Below are 18,655 nucleotides of genomic sequence, written 5' to 3' on the forward strand. Positions count from 1 at the left end.
TCAAAATATGAAGGAAAATCCAAAGTTACGTGGTGGGTATCGATGTTCTGGAAAATGTTACGGGAGCGTAATCGGTCACGAGCCGTCCAAAGGACTGGTGCCCTGGACAATCTTGCCGAGCCAAGCTTTGACAGCTTCGTCCACAAGGCAGCCAGTGCCTTTGATGCGCCGATCTCGCTTCTGACGCTTCTCCACGACGACACCTTGTGGGTAAAGGCCTCGACCGGCCTTGATATGCAATGCGCGCCTCGTGAAGACGGATTTTGCACGCATGCCGTTGATCGTAGGGAACTGCTTGAAGTCTGTGACGCGCGCGCCGATCCGCTATTTGTCAAACTGCTGATTGTCACCGGTGAGCCCCACATCCGCTACTATATCGGAGCACCCCTGACGCTCATGGATGGTACCGACATTGGAGCTTTGTGCGTGCTGGACACACAACAGCGCGAACCCGCTTCCCGGGATCAGAAAGCGTATTTGACCGGTTTGGCGCGACAGGCGACTCAGGCACTCGAACGGAATGCTCATATCAAGGGTAGTCTGGCCGCGTGATGGAAGTGGTCAGTTGCATCGTGCAAGAGCATGATCTCCGCCTCGTGGCGGTAGCGATCGTTGTCGCCCTGATCGGCTCTGCCGCAACCGTACAGCTCTTCGGACGTATTCTCGCATCACGCGGGAAAAGCAGGACCGGATGGATCGCACTGTGCTCGGTGGGTACAGGCACGATGGTCTGGTGCACGCATTTCGTCGCGATGATGGGGTTTCAGGCTGGCGTGCCGGTCAGGCTTGATCCGGTCCTCACTCTCGGTTCGCTTGGTATTGCAATCCTGCTTGCCGCACCGGGATTGGCCTTAGCGGCACGACGCTCGCGTTCGTTCGTGCTCATCGGTGGTGCTATCGTCGGTGTCGCCGTTTCCACCATGCACTATGTTGGCATGATGGCTTACCGGATCGATGGTATCGTCGAGTGGCGATGGTCCTATGTGGCTGCATCTGTCCTGTTGTCGTCGGCGCTCTCTGCCGCAGCCTTTCACGTTTTCCGCAGCAACCGCACCGCCCGCCGTGTCATCGGAGGATTGCTGCTCGGGCTTGCGGTCGCGACGCTGCACTTCACCGGCATGGCGGCGATGAGGATCAGCGTTCTGGTTCTGAGACCGGAACTTGGGCTCTCCGATGCCACAATGATCCAGCTAGCCCTCGGCACGGCCTGTGCCGGGCTGCTGTTCATCGGCTGCGCTGCGGTCAGCGCGCTTATCGATGGCGAAACGCAGAGCGAAGCCTATCGGCGGATGCGGCGCATGGCGCTTCATGATGGCCTGACCGACCTGCCAAACCGTTTGTGCTTCAACGAAGAACTGGCGATCCGGCGGGAGCGAAAGGGTGGAACACCCCACCTTGCGGTCGTCATGCTCGATCTGTCGCGCTTCAAGAACGTCAACGACACCTACGGTCACCAAGCCGGGGATCAGCTCCTGATGGCGCTTGCCGCACGCATGAGCGATGCGCTTCTTCCTGGCGAATGCATTGCAAGGCTTGGCGGCGACGAGTTCGCAGCGCTCGTTTCCTATACGGAGCGGGCCGAGGTCGACAGCTTTCTGGAACGTGTCGGCAAGGTCTTTGCCGAACCATTCACCTTTGAGAGATTTTCCGCCTCAGTCGGTGCCAACATCGGTATCGCCTTGGCACCGCAGGATGGCACCGACGCCGACACGCTCCTCGCCCGAGCCGACCTCGCGATGTACCGCGCCAAAGGCGCGCATTCGGCTACCCCATGCTTTTACGACCCTACTATGGATGAAGTCGCGCGGGATCGGCGCGAATTGGCCAACGAGCTTCGCGACGCCGTCGCCAAGGGTGACTTTGAGCTGCACTATCAGGTGCAGGCTTCGGTCACGACTGGGGAGATCAGCGGCTACGAGGTGCTGGTGCGATGGCGGCATCCGTCCCGCGGACTGATTTCTCCTGTAATTTTCATCCCGCTCGCTGAGGAAATCGGCGCGATCATCCCGCTCAGCAACTGGATCATCGCCCAGGCCTGCTTCGAGGCCGCGCTTTGGCCGAACCGGCACGTGATCGCGGTCAACCTGTCGCCATTGCACCTGTCCGATCCTGGGTTGGTCGGAACCGTTCGCCGCGCGCTCGATGATAGCGGCCTGCCAGCGGAACGGCTGGCACTGGAATTGACTGAAAGCGCGATCATCCGCGACCGTCGTTACGCGCTCGATCAGTTGCGTGAACTCAAAGCGATGGGTATCGGATTGGCCCTAGACGACTTTGGCGTCGGCTACTCCTCGCTCGACGTGCTGCGGTCATTTTCGTTCGACAGGATCAAGCTCGACAAGTCTTTCGTCGACGAGATTGAACGGGACGAACAGGCCGTCGCGCTTCTGCGCTCGATTGTGGCGTTGGGCACGACGTTGCATATCCCTGTGCTTGCGGAAGGGATCGAGGAACCCGGACAACTGCGGATCGCAGCACGCGAGGGATGTTCGGCAATTCAGGGGTATCTGATCGGTCGACCATCACGTGATCTCGTCGACCCGAATCAGGTGCGCTTGGTGGTCAAACGTGCAAATTTCCAGGGTCCAGAAGTCAGTCTCGTCGCATAGAAACCCGTGTTTCGTGAGTGACTATCGTGACTGGCAGTCCTAATCCACTGCCCGGGTTGGAGCGGGGACCAAAGCACAGGATTTTCCCGCAAAGCAAGGAACAGCCAGGGTACGCACGGTCTCTCGATGCCTCCGGGTTGAGCCGATTCCCGGAAACGTGTTCCCGATTGCGTTTTCCCGAAACGGTCCGTCGGAGATGGAGAACCGGGACTGCTGCGAGTTGAGAAAACGGCCGGTTTTGGAATGCCCAGCCGATCTACCGAACGGCCGGAAGTGGGTCGGAAGTCGCCCGGCAGCTTTTGCCGGAACGCCGTCCAACAGCGGACAGGCGGTTTTCCACCAGAATGCAGACGTTCCGCGTTCAGAGGAGCGACAGGTGGTTGCCCCCTGCCCTTTCCGCCAAGTTCTAGCGGATCGTCATGACCTTGACCTCGACCGCATCCGCGATCTTCTTCCAATTCTGGTCACTGGTCCAAGCAGGCAACCCGTCCCGTCGGGCTAGAGCCAGACAAAAGCGATCTCCAAGGCTAAGGCCCGCCTCGGCCGTCGCGGCGCGCAGTCGCCCGGCGATTTGCGCCAAGGCCTTGTCGGCCGGCACTACGGTCAGTGGCAGCGGATCGAGCATGGCGTCCACTTGTCGCTCGGGCATTCCGGCATGTATGAAGTGGGTCACTACCTCGGCGTAGTTCACGCTGCTCACTCGCGCACCGGCGATACCGGCGATACCGGCGATACCGGCTGCAACCTTGGCGGACCCCTTTTCACCCTTGATCATCGCGATGAGAGCCGAGGCGTCGAAAACCACGCTCATTCGCCGCTGTCCTCACGACGCCGTTGTAGGAATGCGTCCACCGAGGCGTCGGGATTACCGCCGGTATATTGCGCGGCCAGCGCCTGCGCCCTTGCCACCGCTTGGCTGGCGGTTCGCAGAACAACGCCATCTTCGGTTTCGTCGAGATATACTGCACCGCCATTCGTCAGGCCCAACCGCTTGCGAACGTCAACAGGCAGGCTCATGCGCCCATTTGGCGTTATGTTGATCTGTAGCGTCATAACGGCCTCTGCACCTTCGACCAGCATCATTATCGTCTTTTAGGCATTTACTGGCCTGGCAACAACCGTCCTCACTGTATGCTAAAATGCCTCGTGCGTGCCACATCGGTAGGACTATGGTTCTCCGACTCGAAGTTGCCCGAAACGCATAATCTCCGGTGCCTTTGACGTATGCCTTTCGCAGACCCCCCAATCGCTGGTACTTTATCACCGTCCTGAATGCGTAAAAAGGACTGGACTAATAAGTACCACATATAGCAGACTGCGGCATGTTCATCCGAGCCTATCTTCGCGCATCTACCTCCGAACAGGATGCCGCGCGCGCCAAGAGCGCCCTCGACGTGTTTGCGACGGAGCACGGGCTTAGGATTGCGGCCCGCTATGTTGAAAACGAAAGTGGTGCCAAGCTTCACCGGCCCGAGCTGTTCCGCCTGCTATCGGATTGCGAGCCGGGAGACGTGCTCCTGGTCGAGCAGGTTGATCGGCTTTCTCGCCTCACCTCACCGGACTGGATCAAGCTGCGCAATCTGCTCGACACGAAGCAGGTCCGGATCGTCGCGCTCGACCTGCCGACGTCCTGGATCCTGACGGCACCGACCGATGAGTTCACCGGCCGGATGTTCGCAGCGGTCAACGCCATGATGCTGGACGTACTCGCCGCGGTTGCCCGCAAGGACTATGAGGATCGTCGTCGTCGACAGGCCGAAGGCACTGCGAAAGCCAAGGCAGCGGGCCTTTATAAGGGACGCCCCGAGAACAAGACCCGCAACGCGGCGATCTCGAGCCTTCTCCGCGATGGCCGAAGCTGGCGCGATATAATGGATGCGACTGGGTGCAGTCGAACGCTGCTCGCCAAGATTGCTCGTGATCGCCGTCTACAGGCAGAGGCTGACGCAGCGATCCGCGCGGCTGAGTCAGTCGCGCATCGCTAATGTGTTCAGGCAGCCTCTAGACCCTCATAATGAGGTGTTCATTTTAGCTGCTGCCGACCCTGATTGAACGGGTTTCGTGTACCAAAGCCCATGCCCACTCAGGGTATACCCAGAATGACATACCTGACGTGATAGGGGCGGCCTTAGGCCACAGGTGGAGTTGTGTCATACTGCCTGAAGTGGCATAGACTCCATAGAGGCATTAAGGAGACTCGCTGCCATGGCCACGCAGTCCATAGACGTTAAAGTAGCCAGTAACGGTCGGATGGTTCTGCCCGCATCGGTTCGCAAAGCGATGGGCCTGCATGGTGATGCGAAGGTCATCTTGACGGTTGAGGACGATGAGGTCCGCCTGTCGCCGATTGGCCACGGGGTTTCTCGAGCTCAGGCGCTTTATCGAGAGCATGCCAAGCAGACCCGAACAGTCGACGACTTTCTGTCTGATCGTAAGGCAGAGGCCGTCGCGGAGGCAGGCGAGCCTTCCCATTCGGACCCGCAGGGAAATCCAGCATGACATCTGTTGTAATGGATGCATCTGCGGTGTTGGCGCTGGTTCGAGATGAGCCAGGCGCTGACAAGGTCACACCGCACGTCGGACGAGCAGCGATCTCGGCCGTGAATCTACAGGAGGTCGTCAAGGAGCTCCTGCTTAGCGGTTTGGACGCGGCCACCATCCGCGAGATCCTAGACGAGCTTCGTCTCGATGTACGTTCCCACGACATGGAGGCAGCGTACGCGGCCGCTGGCCTGCACACTCAGACGAAGGAGTTTGGGCGCGGCCTCGGCGATCGTTCCTGTCTAGCGCTCGCGATGCAGCTTAGTGTTCCCGCGCTTACCGCGGACCGGGAGTGGAAAAAGGTAAAGGTCAAAGGGCTTAAGGTGGAGCATATCCGCTAGCCGCCTATCCTGCCCCGCCGTGCCCCCAGCATTTATCCCCAAACTAAGCGTCGCAAATGTGTCTCGGAACTGGTTCGTTTTGCAACGGAGTTATGCGACGATCGAACATCTGAAAGCCGGCGGTTGCTTCAACTGTTGCAGAATTTAGGAGATCAGCGACAAAGACGGGCGATGACGGCAAGCGATAAAGATCGTCCCCCACAGCGCAATGAATGAACTTGTCGCTTTGAAACGACGGATGCGCTGGACCGAGCAGCTGGCCTCCTGCGGCTCGACCAGACCTGCTGCGCTTCGCCCCGACGTCGCGGCGAGGTTTGGCATCACTAATTAAAATGCGGCGGTACTCGCCGCAGATGAGGCCAGACTTGAACGCGGCGTCGATGCGGAAGAAAGGGCCGATGTCGATGAGGGGCAGCTTAGGGCTGCCAAATAGATCCGATCGCCACGGTTCAGAACACCTAGCGCACGCCGCAATAGGGTAGCTCTTCGCCAAGCCAGTCAAGGAAGCGATCAAGCCACTGGCGCTTCCAACAGCTCTTGTAGCGCAGGTTTACCATCCCGGACTAGCTCAGCTTGCGCTCCAGAATGTCCGGCCGCCAGACCATTCCTCTGCGCGAGGATGCCATTGCAGATTGAGGTCGTGTGGCCCCTCGTTATGCAAAGCCAAGAGGTACAATACGTGCACCTCTTGGCTTCATACATCATCGCCTAAGACCCAACCTTAGGACTAAAGAGCTTTTGCCATATTGAGATGCGCTGCAACCGTCGGTGCCAAGCCCGCTGCGAACGTCTTCAACTGCGGCACGTCGCCGGTCGCAGCATATCCCTTGAGCGTATCGAGCGTCTCCTGATGCCCGGCGACCTGGGCAGCCACGTATGCGGTGTCGAAATCAGTGCCCTGCTTGGTCTTCAGATCGGCAAGCTTCTGCTGCTGCTCGGCATTCAGCGCCAGGTCAGGCGTCAGAGCTGGTGACAGCGTCGCGGTTAGGGCATTCAGCTTTGCAGTCGATCCCTCATGTGCGGTGATCATCTGGCCAGCGAACTTCTTTACCGCAGCAGATGCGCCGTTGGTCATGGCCAGCTTCGAGGTCTCGATCTCGAACGCATCGCTCGCAGCTGCCACGTTGACGAAAGCCTGCCCACCTGAGGCGGGTGCTGCCATGGCGTCATTGGAACCGGCTGCATTCACGTCCGTAGCGGTCGTGTTGGCGTAGGTGCTGTTATCAACGACGGTCGTATCGTTGGCCTTCTTGCCGCAAGCGGCCAATGACAGGGCCGCTGCCGATACCAGTGCCAGGGTTTTGAAATTCATCATACTCTCCATCTGCTCGCAACTTACTGTCTTGCGTTCAACGCGTGCGTTGAGGGGACCGTTCCGCCCCAACAACGAGCTCCGGACCGATCATAAGGCGCGTTCGTTCTGGATGTCTGCCGGCACAGCTGCCGGCTTATTGGGACACGGTTATGAGCATCTTCAGCACGATCATGAACAAGGTTTTTCACCACAAGTCCGCGCCAGCCGCAGCGCCGACTCCGGCTCCTGCCACTGCGCCGCAGGCCTCACCACAGGCCGCCCCAGCCGTTGCCGCTCAGCCCGCCCCAACGGCGCCTCAGCAGTCCGTCGACGTCGGTGCGGTCCTTAGCGAGATGGCATCGATGAAAAATGGCGGCGGCAACTACCAGAGCTCGATCGTCGATCTTCTAAAGCTGCTGGACCTGGATTCCAGTCTGACGGCTCGCAAGGAGCTTGCCAGCGAACTCAACGTCCATGCAGCCGCCGACGGCTCAGCTGAGCAGAACATCGCCCTTCACAAGGCAGTGATGCAGAAGCTTTCCGATAACGGCGGTATCGTTCCAGACAGCCTGCGCAACTAACGCGCCCAATCCGAAGGGGACCGCACCCTTTGCAGTCCCCTTCGGCCTTGGACTGCTGGCTTAACCGTCCTCAATTTAGCGAGCTGGACTAGCGTTCGGAGGCGCTACTGCTACCGTCCCCTGCGCTGCCTGAGCTGGCAGCGTCTGACTACCACGCAGTGGTCTATTCGGCTCTTTGTGAAAGCCACGCGCGGCGAGCCAGCAGATCGTGACTACGAGTGCCACGATCATCACGAAGATGGCAATTGCCACAGGACCGGCTCGCTTGTTTCCTCGTCTCCGCATCACATGCGCTCCCCAGTTATGCCGTCGATGTTATCGCCGTGCTGTAGCCACGTGGCGACGGGATGTTTCTTGCTCTCAAGACCACTGGTTTGATCAGCAGGACGGTCTTATGTCCGGACGGCTCTATCGCCGTTCGCCAAATACCGAACCAAGAATGCCCCCCAGTCCGCCGCCAAGACCGCCCCCAGGCGCAGCGCCTGCAACTCCGGCGCCACCCAGGCTACCGAGTACAGATCCCAGGATCCCACCAAGGCCACCTTGCTGCCCGGCCGAGCGCCCTGTCAGATGGCCGGCCACCAGCATGACCAGGATCGGCAGCATCTGCTTCAGAAGCTCGGGTGCCAGGCCGCTGCTTTGCGCCGCGTTGTCGGCGACCTCACGACTGCCGTCCTTCGATCCGAAGATACCGCCGAGGATCTGATTACCGTGGTCGATTTGCGTCGGCTGGTTGCCCAACACGTTCGAAGCAAGGTCTGCGCCGCCAAGCGTGTTCACATGGGCGTCTAACTGCGTCGTGTTATTTCCCATGCCGCCCAGAACCGACGGCAGCAGCGCTTCTGCGCCGCGCTGGGCTTGGTCACGCGGTATGCCTAGCTGGGCGGCGAGTGCATCGATGCCACCATCAGGCAGCAGGTCATTGAGATTCATGTCGGCTTCCTTGTTGTGACAGGTACCAACAGATGCTGGAACCTATAGGTCCGGTAACCTTCGATCGAGCTAGGACTTTGGATCGGCAGGCATGCGCTGTCTGCGCAATATTAGTCAGGAAGTTCGGGCGTAGCTCAGCACTACGGCGCCCAGCATAGGCACCATGGCGAGCACGCCGCAGAAAGCCACGCCGGAGGCTACAAGGCTGATGTTATCCTGGCCTGCTTCCTTCCATGCTCGCAGAGCAATGTCTTTCCAGCCTTTTGCAGGGATAGCCCAGGACTGCCAGCGTCGTGCCCTCTCGCGTTCCCCTTGTTCGTCTCGGTCATGCCTTGTCCCTTTACGCGTCTCTTGCATCTGGCATGCGATCGCCGTTCTCACGCTGCACACCAATGTTGATACGATCCCTGATCCAAAGCTGCCTCAAGCCCCCACGGCGGGGGGCGCATCCTTGTCTGGATCTCGCCCATGTTGCTGATCGAGCAAACGCATGATTGGCGTCACGGTGAGGCCGTGCAGAACGATCGAAAACAGCACGACCAGTCCGAGGAGGCCCCACAGACGTTCGGCCGCATCGACGTGGATGTGGTTCAGACCATAGGCGAGATAATAGATCGATCCGACGCCGCGGATACCGAAGAAGGCCAGCGTCAGCTTTTCCGAGCGGTCAGCCCGGTGGCCGGCCAGGCCGACCAGGCCAGTAATTGGACGGATGACCAGCAGGATCACGAGCGCGATCAACGCATCCGTCAACGATACCGAATTCAGGAGCCCGCTGACCAGCGCACCGCCAAACAGCAACAGCAAGACCATCATTGCCAGCCGTTCGATCTGCTCGGTGACGTCGTGCATGTCGTGATGAAAGTCGTGGGTCCGGTGCGTCCCTCGAAACGTCAAAGCAGTCACGAACACGGCGAGGAAGCCGTAACAGTGGATGATCTCGGTAAAGCCGTAGGAGATGCAGGTCGCAGCCAGCGCGATCAGGCCGTCACCGGTCTGCGCAAGCTTGGTTTGTGCTGGAACGTGGAAGGTCAGCCAGCCAAAGGCCCGACCGATCAGCCACCCGGCGCCGACGCCGGCGCCGATTTCCCATAAGACGCGGTAAGTCAGCCACTCACCCAGCCACGGCTTGCTGTTCCCGGCTGCGGTTGCGGCTGCCAGCATGATGGCAAGATGGACGAACGGAAATGCGAAGCCATCATTGAGGCCGGCTTCAGAGGTGAGTCCGAACCGTACCTCGTCCTCGTCCTCGCTCTTGGGTGGCCCGACCTGAATATCGGCTGCCAGGACAGGATCCGTGGGGGCCAGGCTGGCAGCAAGCAGCAGAGCGATCGCCCATGGCAGTCCCATTCCCCATGCCGTCACCGCCGTGATAGCAAGAATCCCCAGCGGCATCGTGATCGCTAACAGTCGCCAGGTCACCGCCCAGTCCCGCCACCTGAACACCCGGTCAATCTTCAGGCCAGCCCCCATCAGCGCGATGATCACGACAAACTCGGTGAAGCGTTCAGTGATCTCGGGGTAAAGAAGCGGCAGCGGCCTGAGCGTGACCTGCGGCAACGAGAACAGCGCAGCGCCTAGCGCGATACAGACGATCGGCAACGATAGCGGTAGCTTACGAAGCGCCAGCGGTAACCAGACAACCAGCGCGGTAAGCAGGCCAAAGCCGGTGAGAATGAGGATATATGGGTCGGGGAACCCGGAAGCGGCGATCATGACGGGTCTTTCCGGTGGGGAATGAAACTGTGCCGCAAGACGCCGCGCATTCTTAATCGCTAATAGACTAGGAGATGATGAGCGATGGCACTGCCATCGCTCATCATCATTTTAGTCTATGAGCGGTCTGGGCCCTTGCCCTGCTCACTCTCACCACGACGTTCCTGCTCGATACCGTCGTGTTTCAGGCTCTCGTTTCCAAACACGCTGCCGGTTGCCTGCTTGACGTTACCAAGCGCCTCGTCAGCCATGCCCTTCGCCTTGCTACCAATGCTATGGTCGTTGCCGTACGAGCGTACCCGCGACGAACCACGGTCTAGATCTCGACGTCCGTAGATCGATGACGTGTTAGCAGGTGGTACATCGTCGCCAGACGTTGCAAATGCCCGATCCGGCGAAGCATCGAGACCATAGCTGGCAGCGGTCGCCGCTGCCTCGGCTGGCTCGTAATCCCAACCCGACGAACGCCAGGATTGGGCACGTTCATCGATATCGACCGTGTTTGCTTCTTCCAGGACGCTGACGGCCTCACCAACGGCATCGTCATCGACATCTGCGGTTAGAAGGAAGCCGCCACGACGCACGCCCTCTTCGTATGTGTGGCGGTCATGGTCAGGCAGAAATGCATTCTTGATCGACGCCCAAATGCCGCGATCCTCGTGCGTCGAGCGCGTGGTTTCATTGTAGCCGTCGCTGGTCTTGTCATGGATGCGGATGTGATCGGCATCCACGCGTGATTGCTTCAGCCGTTCTTGAGCCGCTTCAGCGTCAATACGGTCATCAAAAAAGGCGGTGATGGTACGGGTCATAAGTGATCTCCAGATATGTCAGTGCATTAGCGCGAGGTTACGACCAGCTCGGTGCGACGATTCTCAGCCTGACCGGCGGTCGTAGCGTTGGTGTCTACCGGATCGGTCTCACCGCCAGACACGGTTTCGATGCGAGCGGCATCGATACCCTGCGCAACCAAGGCCGCTTTGACCGCGTCGGCGCGCGCCTTGCCAAGAGCAACGTTAGCAGCTGCCGGCCCCCGAGCGTCGGCATAGCCTGCGATGCGGACGCGTGTGTTTGCATACTGCTTGAGGACAGTAGCAATGGTCGCCACTTCCTGTGCGTCGCCGGCACGCAACGTGCTCTTAGCCGTATCAAAAGTCAGTTGTTCGAACTGGAATGTCCGCGGCGCAGCTTGTGTACCACTGAGGTAACCACCAAGGCCTGAGGTGCCCGAAAGCGCTGTAGCCGACGACGCACCTGGGGTCGTTGCAACGACTTCGGTCGGCGACGAACTGGATGTCGGTACAACTGCGACTGTCTCGTCATGCCCACAACGGCTGAGTGTAAACAGCAGCGCCAAAACACCTGCGGCAAGCGCAATCCAAGCAAGCCAGTTAACTTTTTTCTTCTCGATATGAATTGAGCGCGGAGGAGCCCCGTCCTTGTTGTGTGGATCGGCCATTACGTTCCCCTATCATCGCGCCATCGTAGCGCGACATTTGATACTGGAGCGTAACGACTGATGCGGGGCATTAGGTTCCTGATCCATCCAGACCATTGCTCCAGGTTTATACGATTATCGGAAGGTCGATCGTGGTCCCGATGACTATCGTTTCTCGGAATGGGGCAGGTCTAAGAGCGGCATGATGCAAGCGCGCCGGTGTCGCAAAAGTCGCGACAGACGAGACGTCCGAAACTTGGCGAAGACGAACGGAAACGGGGAGGGCTCGCCTCCCCGCTTTCGTTTATGCCTCCTCGGTTACCTTGGTTGCGCGAGGTTTGCGGGGAGCCTTAGTAGAATCATCAGTAGCCTTTTCGGCTGTCTGACCGGGTTTACGCCCCAAACCGATCGACTTTGCCATGGTCCGCCGTGCTTCCGAGTACGATGGTGCGACCATGGGATAATCGGCCTTCAGGTTGTAGCGTGCTCGGTATTCCTCGGGCGTAAGGCTATTGCTCGACAGATGGCGGCGTAACGTCTTGTATGACTTGCCGTCGATCATCGAAATGATGTGGTCGGGCGACGCCAGCGACTTACGCACCGTGACAGCAGGTTCATAAGATTGAGCAGCTTCTTCCGGGGCTGCTGAAGTAGCTGTGCCTGACAGTTGATCGACAGCGGCATGCATTGACCGCAAAAACTCAGGCACATCCTCGGCATTCGTGCGGGTGTTAGGATTGGCCAACCACGCAGCGGTCAGTTCAGCGGCCAACTCGACCGCGTTAATGTCATCGTTCATTATAATCTCGGTATCTTTGGGGGGGGCATGCAATTAGGTTCAATCGCTCCGATGTTCAAGATAAACAGATATTTAACGAGGAAGCGATCCGTTTGCCGAAAGCTCACGAAATTGCCGATCAATGGTCCATCCTGGGACGCACCACATATAATGAGGCACGAGTTGCCCCTCGTTTAGCGCCATGATTGCGGCATATCACTCAGGATGAGCGACCCTGCAGAGCCTATTATCGATAGCCGTGTGTTTTTCGGACAGACTGCTTGATGCGGCCGAGTTAGGTCTTCGCAGGTGCGGTCCAGCCGATCCGGCCCAGCGTGCCGATTAGCGTTGAGCGCGGTACCTTGAAGGTTCGGCAGACAGATGCCTTGCTGGCCCCACCATCCAGCGCGGCTGTAATCCGTTCGAGGGTTTCGGTATCGATCATCGGCGGGCGGCCACCCTTGCGTCCGCGACGCTTCGCTGCAGCAAGCCCGTCCATTACGCGCTCGCGCGTCAGTGCGCGCTCATACTGTGCGAGTGCGCCGAAAAAGGAGAAGAGCAATTCGCCGTGCGGCGTGGTCGTATCCATCTGCTCGGTTAGCGAGCGGAAAGCGATACCGCGCGTCTTCAGATCTGTAACGATCGCCAGTAGGTGCGGCAGCGACCGTCCAAGCCGGTCGAGCTTCCATACTATCAGCGTGTCGCCCTGGTTCAGATAATCGAGGCAGGCTTTCAGTCCTGGCCGATCGTCACGTGCGCCGGATGCCTTGTCGGTATGGAGATGACGATGATCGACGCCGGCTGCGACTAGCGCGTCCCGCTGAAGATCGACCGTTTGGCGGTCATCGGCCGACGAGACCCGCATATATCCACGCAGCATGTACGACAAACCCCCGAAAGCACGTTCTCGAACACTCTATCAAAGCGACAGGGTTTGTCGAACGTTATGGCCGAAGGCGGCATGATTCAGCGAATGCAAAAACCGGGGATGTCGTAAATCATGTGTTTTTCGATAGGGCGTAGCTGCACCAATCGGTCAACAGCGGCTGGGCCGATTTCCTGCATACACAAACGTTAAAGTAGGTAACTCGAACTCTCGGATGGATAGTATCCTGCTAAATCGTGCAAGCCATGCTCCAGGTTAACGATGGGGAGGCCAAACGGGAATCATACGTTAAGTGTCTTGGTTGTACTGCGCGACAAAACCTGGCCCCTATGAGGAGGCCAGCTCAGACTCACTCGGAGGGTACCGCTTTTGGCTTTTTCGGTCTTGCCGGAGCCTTCGGTGACGTGCCATCGCCCTTGCGGACGCTGCCCAGGCCAATCCTGTGGGCCATCGCACGGCGCACTTCAGAATAGGTCGGAGCAACCATAGGATAATCGTTCTTCAGGTTATACCGCAGGCGATATTCCTCTGGCGTCATGCCATGCTTTGAAAGGTGGCGACGTAGAGTTTTATACGCCTTTCCATTAACCATGCTTACGATAAAGTCGGGGTTCGCCAAAGACTTTCGCGTCGAAACTGCGGGTGAGTAATCCTGCGCGCCAGCAGCAGGACCGTCTGTTTCTTCAGCGCTGCTCATCAGAGACTGAACGCTCGAATGCATCCGGGCGAGAAACGCTGGAACCTCATCGGCGGATGTTCGGGTATTAGAATTAGACAGCCACGCAATTGTCAATTCGATGGCAAGCTCGACAGCGTTCAGCTGGATATTTTCATCAGTCATTCTATGATCCACTAAGGTTTGCCATTTAGGAAAATTATTTACGACGAAAAACTACTTCGGTACTAAACGCGTAATCAATCAAGGCCCTCCTTGAATAACGCTGCGATGCCAAGGATATACAACAGCTAAGTCCTTTTACCACTTAGCCGCACCAAGGCCATACAACGTCAAGCTCACGTGAGCTGGACCCCGTCTTATGCTGCAATTTTCACCGCCCTGTGTGAATTTTAATGCCAGATTTCCGAAGGAATAAATACGTGATCATTCGCCTCTGCGAGACTCCAAGCGTAGTCAGCATAATGCTCTGCACGAATATGGTATCGATCTCGCTCAATGGGATCTATGATTTTGGTCGATGCAGCTCTCGCAATCCCTTCTTCCTTAAGCCATTGAGAAATCTGGTTCTGCTCATGTAAAAAGACGACATACCCACTTCTCCTGAAATGTCTATAGACCTATAATGAAATAGCTGGCCCTTAACGACTTGTGATTTGTACAAACTATCAAAGTGTATCGTCTGCATTAATGTACATAATAGAAAGGTAATATCTATTCAATAGAACATTTATTGATAGCATATTATAGAGATTTTAGTTGTAATGAAGCCCGCATCTAGAAAGACTACCCTGTAAGATCGCCAATATATAATTGTTTTATGTCTTAGACGTGCTGAAGTTGGTTAAGTCTATAGTAGTACAACGCTATATATTTATACGCTGGGCCTTTCCGTCATCATGGTATAAATCAATGTGCCCTGTTTTTGAACGGACAACTACCTTAGAGAATATGATTCTTATTACTTTGTTTATGGCAATGGACGACTTTTTATCATGGCGACCTGTCGAAAGGCATCCGATGGCCTCAGATAGCTTTTTTTCTAGTTTGCTAGTCGCTGAGTGTTGATACATATCCGCCTTATCTAATAAATCCTGCTCTAATAGATAAAGGGTATGGCGCATCTCTTCCAATAAATCGGTATGAGATGAGCTAAGGCTGACCGCGAGAAGCTCGCGCCTGGCTCGATCGACATTGTTTTGAGCTACAGAAAGGCGCCTGCTTCGGCCATATCCAGGTGCGCTAATGTCGCAGGCAGTGAAAATTGCGGATAGGCCTTGGCGAAGAGCGGCATCAACGGGGCCATACGCGATGGGCGCATAATGGGCTGCTGTTCCAGCTACGGATGCCGAGCATATCATGCTCGGGCCATTCGGGGCTGATGGACTAATAATCATCAAACTGCCGCAATTTTCACACACTGCAATTTGATTAAGTATATAGCCAATACTTCCATGGCCAGCCCAATTGCTGGTCAGGCGACCGGTCTGTACTTGCTGAAACGTGTCTACTGATATGATAGCAGGATAGTATCGACGTATAGGCGGACAAGGGACGCGAGTCTGCCTCCCGTCTTTCCATTCTATGACATGAGGAACAAAGGTTCCTATGACCGCGCTTGATCTGGCAATCCAACCCACTTTGTCGCGCGTCCAGAGACTATCTGACTTCCAAGCTGGCACCTTATGGCGGTTAAACGTTTCTGCTATTTTAGTATTTGATACGCCCTTTTGAGCAAGTGAAAATATATCTCTGACTACCTTTGCCCTCGCTGGTATTATTGAAAATGTCTTGTCATTCTTATTAAGTGAAAGCCATCTCGGACAGCTGGATGTGATCGGCTCGGACTCTGCGATCGCCCTTTTCGCGCTCCAACTTGCCTTCCCCCTAAATGACTTTAACTCACTTTCTTCGTTCGCACGAATAAAGTTTATCAGCGCGTATATTAAGCCCATCGGGTCTCGACGTAACTCATCGATCGAGTAAGTTCGCCGATCGGATAGTGTGACAATCGTTATCCCAGCAAGAACAATTTGTGTCAGCAGACTCTGAGCATTCAAGGCGCTTTCTCGACTTAGTCGGTCGAGATTCTCGACAAGCAAAAGGCTGCCTTGTGGTACGATTCCTAGAGAAACTGCCCCAAGGAAATCTCCAAGGCGCCCTGACGCAGAGTTCTGACCCCGGAAACCGGATATACCATAGTCTCTGTAAGTAAGGCGATCGTCGAGAATGAGGGAGAACTCATCGGCATAAGAAACAGCCAGCGCCGTCTGGCGCCTGATGCTATCGCCGCTCATCTGCTCGGGGCTGCTGAAGCGAACATATGAATAAGCGTATCTTTTTGCTACAGATGTATCTGACTGAATCACGGCGGAGTCTCCGATAGGCAGTAACTATCATATCAGCGATATATTCAAATCAAGCGGTGTTCCGAGGCGGCTATAGCTCCAACGCAACACTGTCGATGGATCGGCGCCCAACCCAAGCTGGCACCCCCCCTTGAACCCTTAGTCCGTGGTCGGCGTCGGCTCTGGAGGCTCCGAGAGCCGCAGCTGACACATTTGAGTCATAGAAACGGGGCGGCCGCCTTGCGCGCGAAACCCGCATCGCCGATCGCTCACCAGCTTACCCTGCTCGAACTTGCGGCACTTCAGGGATATCAGGTGTCCAGGCGGCCGACTTCATCTCAGATCGTATTTTCCACTGCCGCTTGAACCCGTGCGACGCCGTTGGGGCGGCCAATTTTCCGAAGCGGGTATTAAGCTCGTTGAGAACGCCCATCAGCCGATCGCGCTTGAGGGCAGATGTACAACGCAAAGTTGCCGAGCGCGTCTACAGCCCTCTACCGAACGATGGATGTCGACACGGGGCAGCTTTGTTTGCCGCTTTACGCGATGATCCGACCACAATCTAAATTGATAAGCGGTGCCGTTAATCATTTTCGGCTACATGATTACCATGCGCCGAATGTTTGCACGGTTAGGCTATTCGCCGCTCGGTCCAGCGCTGCTCGGCATCGCCTATTTTGCCTTCGCCGTGTTGTCGCTGATCGAGGCGCGGGGGTCTCACGGAATAGCTGCAATCTGGCCGCCGAGCGGCATTCTATTAGCAACGTTGCTAATCGTGCCCCGGCGCGCGGTTTGGCGGTTCGCTATAGCTGCTATCGTTGCGAGTCTGGCGGCAAACCTTCTTGATGGAGCAGGATTCGGCGTCGCTGCTGGATTTACTGCGGCAAACGGGATCGAGGCGATGGTTGCCACGCTGATATTGCGCCGGCGAGCAGGGCGGCGGGTATCTTTTATCGATCCATCAGGCTTGTCCACGTTCTTCATCGCAACGTTGATCGCCGCGTCGGTAGGTGCAGGAGTGGCCGCCTGCATTTCTCCCCAGCCAAGCCGCGAATTCACGTTAGCTTGGCTTAGCACGGTATGGCTAGGCATGTTGCTCGTGACGCCGCTGCTGTTTGCCATATTTGAAGTAGCGGCGTCAGCGAAGCAAGCGGTGTCGGTACGCGAGTCGCTGAATTTGATCGGCATCGTGGTGCTGACGTTCGTCGCGACCGGCGTAACGTTTTACCAAAGCCAGTTTCCAATGCTTTTTGTCCCTATGATGGTCATCGTGATCGCAGTCCTGCGCGGCGGCATGCTCGGCGGGGTCATCAGCATTATCGTCGTTGTGGTGCTCGGATCTCTTGCGCTTTGGTTGGGCTCGGGACCTATCTTCCTGATCCGTGCGTCGCATGAATCGCGTATTCTGTTTTTTCAGTTCTACCTTTTGTCGCTAATCATTTCCGCGCTCCCGATGGCAACACTTCTTGCCGCTCGCGATCGTTTAAGGATCAATCTTTCGGAACGTGTCCGTTTGCTCGATCAAGCTGAGGCGGCCGCGCATATCGGGCATTGGCGTATCAATCCCTCCAATCAGGCGATCTCCTGGTCACCTGAGGTATTCCGCATTCACGGCCTGCCGGACGGCCAGCCCCCAGCACTCGATCAGGCCATCGATTTGTATCATCCAGGTGACCGGCGGCGTGTATCGGAGGCTGTAACGCGCGCACTCACGGATGGTCAGCCGTTTGCATTCGAAGCCCGGCTGGTACGTTCCGACGGCTCTGTCCGGCACGTCGAGACGCAAGGTGAGCGCGTTTACTCGTCGAGAGACGATGCGATCGGACTCTTCGGTTTGATCCGCGATGTCACAGAGCAAATCGAGGCGCGACAGATCCTAAGAGATGCTCGCGACACAGCCGACCGGAGTGCTGAGGCTGCGATGTTACTCGCCTCAACCGATGCTTTGACCGGTCTCGCGAACCGGCGGCGAATTGTAGAATATCTCGATGCCAGATTGAAGGGAGTCGCCGCCGGAGGAGCCAAGCTATCGATCGTTTTGTTCGACATTGACCATTTCAAATTGGTCAACGATCACTACGGGCATGATATTGGCGACGAGGTTCTTAAACGCGTCGCGTCGGCCGCCGCCGAGGGGCTGCGGAACACCGACCTTATCGGTCGCTATGGCGGGGAGGAATTCGTCATCATCCTGCCCGATACCGACGCAAGCTTGGCGTTGCAGATCGCTGAGCGCGTCCGCTCCAACGTTCAAGCGTCGCAGGATGCCGCACAACCAATGGTTACCGTCAGCCTTGGCATTGCCTCAACCGTGGGCGAGGATACCTGCAATGGTATTCTCAAGCGTGCCGACGTGGCGTTATACGACGCAAAAAGCGCAGGCCGGAATCAATCGCGCTTGGCTTAATAAGTCAAATGCGCGATGGCGCTAAACCGTTGTCTCAGACGCAATATCCGATGGCGTGCGAGGGATGAATATCCAGAGCGTATCAAAAAATCTGATTATCTTTAAATTTA

General features: G+C 57.0%; 19 protein-coding genes. 7 read left to right on the forward strand and 12 right to left on the reverse strand.

Annotation, left to right across the window (positions count from 1 at the left end; genetic code table 11):
* Window positions 1-42: 42 nt before the first annotated feature.
* Together sphsw_RS03570 and sphsw_RS03575 are read left to right on the forward strand one after the other, a co-directional pair.
* A complete protein-coding gene (locus sphsw_RS03570) occupies window positions 43-552 on the forward strand; it encodes a GAF domain-containing protein (protein WP_042466498.1) in 510 nt (169 codons plus the stop codon).
* Entirely contained in the window at window positions 552-2,609 is a 2,058-nt protein-coding gene (locus sphsw_RS03575) for a putative bifunctional diguanylate cyclase/phosphodiesterase (protein WP_052380825.1), read from the forward strand. The genes sphsw_RS03570 and sphsw_RS03575 overlap by 1 nt, the downstream gene beginning before the upstream one ends.
* A gap of 406 nt (window positions 2,610-3,015) precedes the next feature.
* On the opposite strand, the gene sphsw_RS03580 is transcribed toward sphsw_RS03575, so the two are convergent.
* Together sphsw_RS03580 and sphsw_RS03585 are read right to left on the reverse strand one after the other, a co-directional pair.
* Complete coding sequence (locus sphsw_RS03580; RefSeq protein WP_031439404.1) at window positions 3,016-3,420, reverse strand: type II toxin-antitoxin system VapC family toxin; 405 nt, start codon at window positions 3,418-3,420, stop codon at window positions 3,016-3,018.
* Window positions 3,417-3,662: an AbrB/MazE/SpoVT family DNA-binding domain-containing protein gene (locus sphsw_RS03585; RefSeq protein ID WP_031439405.1), complete on the reverse strand. Its 246-nt coding sequence runs from the start codon at window positions 3,660-3,662 to the stop codon at window positions 3,417-3,419. The genes sphsw_RS03580 and sphsw_RS03585 overlap by 4 nt, the downstream gene beginning before the upstream one ends.
* A 269-nt stretch (window positions 3,663-3,931) precedes the next feature.
* On the opposite strand from sphsw_RS03585, the gene sphsw_RS03590 reads away from it, so the two are divergent.
* The 3 genes from sphsw_RS03590 to sphsw_RS03600 all read left to right on the forward strand — a co-directional run bounded on the left by sphsw_RS03590 (window position 3,932) and on the right by sphsw_RS03600 (window position 5,491).
* The gene (locus tag sphsw_RS03590) at window positions 3,932-4,594 is read left to right on the forward strand and encodes a recombinase family protein (protein ID WP_042466501.1); all 663 of its coding nucleotides are present in this window, start codon (window positions 3,932-3,934) and stop codon (window positions 4,592-4,594) included.
* A 220-nt stretch (window positions 4,595-4,814) separates the two neighbouring features.
* Window positions 4,815-5,108: an AbrB/MazE/SpoVT family DNA-binding domain-containing protein gene (locus tag sphsw_RS18610; RefSeq protein ID WP_081874105.1), complete on the forward strand. Its 294-nt coding sequence runs from the start codon at window positions 4,815-4,817 to the stop codon at window positions 5,106-5,108.
* Window positions 5,105-5,491, forward strand: coding sequence for a type II toxin-antitoxin system VapC family toxin (locus sphsw_RS03600; RefSeq protein WP_031439408.1), 387 nt, complete (start codon window positions 5,105-5,107; stop codon window positions 5,489-5,491). Before sphsw_RS18610 ends, sphsw_RS03600 begins: the two co-directional genes overlap by 4 nt.
* A 727-nt stretch (window positions 5,492-6,218) precedes the next feature.
* Here the strand turns inward: sphsw_RS03600 and sphsw_RS03605 are convergent.
* On the reverse strand, window positions 6,219-6,803 hold the full coding sequence (locus sphsw_RS03605) for a DUF4142 domain-containing protein (RefSeq protein WP_052380831.1): 585 nt from the start codon (window positions 6,801-6,803) through the stop codon (window positions 6,219-6,221).
* Between the two features lie 152 nt (window positions 6,804-6,955).
* Between sphsw_RS03605 and sphsw_RS03610 the strand changes: the two genes are divergently transcribed.
* Entirely contained in the window at window positions 6,956-7,366 is a 411-nt protein-coding gene (locus sphsw_RS03610; protein ID WP_031439410.1) for a DUF3597 family protein, read from the forward strand.
* A gap of 408 nt (window positions 7,367-7,774) precedes the next feature.
* Here sphsw_RS03610 and sphsw_RS03615 read toward each other — a convergent pair whose 3' ends face one another.
* From sphsw_RS03615 to sphsw_RS20860, 9 genes are all read right to left on the reverse strand, one after another.
* On the reverse strand, window positions 7,775-8,299 hold the full coding sequence (locus tag sphsw_RS03615) for a DUF937 domain-containing protein (RefSeq protein ID WP_031439411.1): 525 nt from the start codon (window positions 8,297-8,299) through the stop codon (window positions 7,775-7,777).
* Between the two features lie 423 nt (window positions 8,300-8,722).
* Window positions 8,723-10,015, reverse strand: coding sequence for a cation:proton antiporter (locus sphsw_RS03620; protein WP_031439412.1), 1,293 nt, complete (start codon window positions 10,013-10,015; stop codon window positions 8,723-8,725).
* A gap of 116 nt (window positions 10,016-10,131) precedes the next feature.
* Window positions 10,132-10,824, reverse strand: a complete 693-nt coding sequence (locus tag sphsw_RS18235) for a CsbD family protein (RefSeq protein WP_152555365.1) — start codon at window positions 10,822-10,824, stop codon at window positions 10,132-10,134.
* A gap of 26 nt (window positions 10,825-10,850) precedes the next feature.
* Window positions 10,851-11,471, reverse strand: a complete 621-nt coding sequence (locus tag sphsw_RS03630) for an OmpA family protein (protein WP_042466503.1) — start codon at window positions 11,469-11,471, stop codon at window positions 10,851-10,853.
* Between the two features lie 283 nt (window positions 11,472-11,754).
* Window positions 11,755-12,249 (reverse strand): MucR family transcriptional regulator, encoded by a 495-nt coding sequence (locus sphsw_RS18615; RefSeq protein ID WP_081874106.1) that lies wholly within the window; start codon window positions 12,247-12,249, stop codon window positions 11,755-11,757.
* Window positions 12,250-12,523: 274 nt separating this feature from the next.
* Window positions 12,524-13,108 (reverse strand): recombinase family protein, encoded by a 585-nt coding sequence (locus tag sphsw_RS03635; protein ID WP_031439415.1) that lies wholly within the window; start codon window positions 13,106-13,108, stop codon window positions 12,524-12,526.
* A 355-nt stretch (window positions 13,109-13,463) separates the two neighbouring features.
* Complete coding sequence (locus tag sphsw_RS18620) at window positions 13,464-13,955, reverse strand: MucR family transcriptional regulator (RefSeq protein ID WP_081874107.1); 492 nt, start codon at window positions 13,953-13,955, stop codon at window positions 13,464-13,466.
* A gap of 701 nt (window positions 13,956-14,656) precedes the next feature.
* The gene (locus sphsw_RS18625; RefSeq protein WP_152555366.1) at window positions 14,657-16,159 is read right to left on the reverse strand and encodes a recombinase family protein; all 1,503 of its coding nucleotides are present in this window, start codon (window positions 16,157-16,159) and stop codon (window positions 14,657-14,659) included.
* Window positions 16,160-16,415: 256 nt separating this feature from the next.
* On the reverse strand, window positions 16,416-16,571 hold the full coding sequence (locus sphsw_RS20860; RefSeq protein WP_081874109.1) for a DUF4113 domain-containing protein: 156 nt from the start codon (window positions 16,569-16,571) through the stop codon (window positions 16,416-16,418).
* Window positions 16,572-16,715: 144 nt separating this feature from the next.
* Between sphsw_RS20860 and sphsw_RS03640 the strand changes: the two genes are divergently transcribed.
* The gene (locus sphsw_RS03640) at window positions 16,716-18,545 is read left to right on the forward strand and encodes a sensor domain-containing diguanylate cyclase (RefSeq protein ID WP_052380827.1); all 1,830 of its coding nucleotides are present in this window, start codon (window positions 16,716-16,718) and stop codon (window positions 18,543-18,545) included.
* Window positions 18,546-18,655 lie beyond the last annotated feature (110 nt).

The sequence above is a fragment of the Sphingomonas sp. FUKUSWIS1 genome, from assembly GCF_000733135.1.
GTDB classification, from domain to species: Bacteria; Pseudomonadota; Alphaproteobacteria; order Sphingomonadales; family Sphingomonadaceae; genus Sphingomonas; species Sphingomonas aerolata.

Bases quoted from the DNA above. Each gene is read 5' to 3' on its own strand.
- sphsw_RS03570 (WP_042466498.1), top strand. From the start codon at position 43: ATGTTCTGGAAAATGTTACGGGAGCGTAATCGGTCACGAGCCGTCCAA.
- sphsw_RS03575 (WP_052380825.1), top strand. From the start codon at position 552: ATGGAAGTGGTCAGTTGCATCGTGCAAGAGCATGATCTCCGCCTCGTG.
- sphsw_RS03580 (WP_031439404.1), bottom strand. From the start codon at position 3,420: ATGAGCGTGGTTTTCGACGCCTCGGCTCTCATCGCGATGATCAAGGGT.
- sphsw_RS03585 (WP_031439405.1), bottom strand. From the start codon at position 3,662: ATGACGCTACAGATCAACATAACGCCAAATGGGCGCATGAGCCTGCCT.
- sphsw_RS03590 (WP_042466501.1), top strand. From the start codon at position 3,932: ATGTTCATCCGAGCCTATCTTCGCGCATCTACCTCCGAACAGGATGCC.
- sphsw_RS18610 (WP_081874105.1), top strand. From the start codon at position 4,815: ATGGCCACGCAGTCCATAGACGTTAAAGTAGCCAGTAACGGTCGGATG.
- sphsw_RS03600 (WP_031439408.1), top strand. From the start codon at position 5,105: ATGACATCTGTTGTAATGGATGCATCTGCGGTGTTGGCGCTGGTTCGA.
- sphsw_RS03605 (WP_052380831.1), bottom strand. From the start codon at position 6,803: ATGAATTTCAAAACCCTGGCACTGGTATCGGCAGCGGCCCTGTCATTG.
- sphsw_RS03610 (WP_031439410.1), top strand. From the start codon at position 6,956: ATGAGCATCTTCAGCACGATCATGAACAAGGTTTTTCACCACAAGTCC.
- sphsw_RS03615 (WP_031439411.1), bottom strand. From the start codon at position 8,299: ATGAATCTCAATGACCTGCTGCCTGATGGTGGCATCGATGCACTCGCC.
- sphsw_RS03620 (WP_031439412.1), bottom strand. From the start codon at position 10,015: ATGATCGCCGCTTCCGGGTTCCCCGACCCATATATCCTCATTCTCACC.
- sphsw_RS18235 (WP_152555365.1), bottom strand. From the start codon at position 10,824: ATGACCCGTACCATCACCGCCTTTTTTGATGACCGTATTGACGCTGAA.
- sphsw_RS03630 (WP_042466503.1), bottom strand. From the start codon at position 11,471: ATGGCCGATCCACACAACAAGGACGGGGCTCCTCCGCGCTCAATTCAT.
- sphsw_RS18615 (WP_081874106.1), bottom strand. From the start codon at position 12,249: ATGAACGATGACATTAACGCGGTCGAGTTGGCCGCTGAACTGACCGCT.
- sphsw_RS03635 (WP_031439415.1), bottom strand. From the start codon at position 13,108: ATGCTGCGTGGATATATGCGGGTCTCGTCGGCCGATGACCGCCAAACG.
- sphsw_RS18620 (WP_081874107.1), bottom strand. From the start codon at position 13,955: ATGACTGATGAAAATATCCAGCTGAACGCTGTCGAGCTTGCCATCGAA.
- sphsw_RS20860 (WP_081874109.1), bottom strand. From the start codon at position 16,571: ATGGGCGTTCTCAACGAGCTTAATACCCGCTTCGGAAAATTGGCCGCC.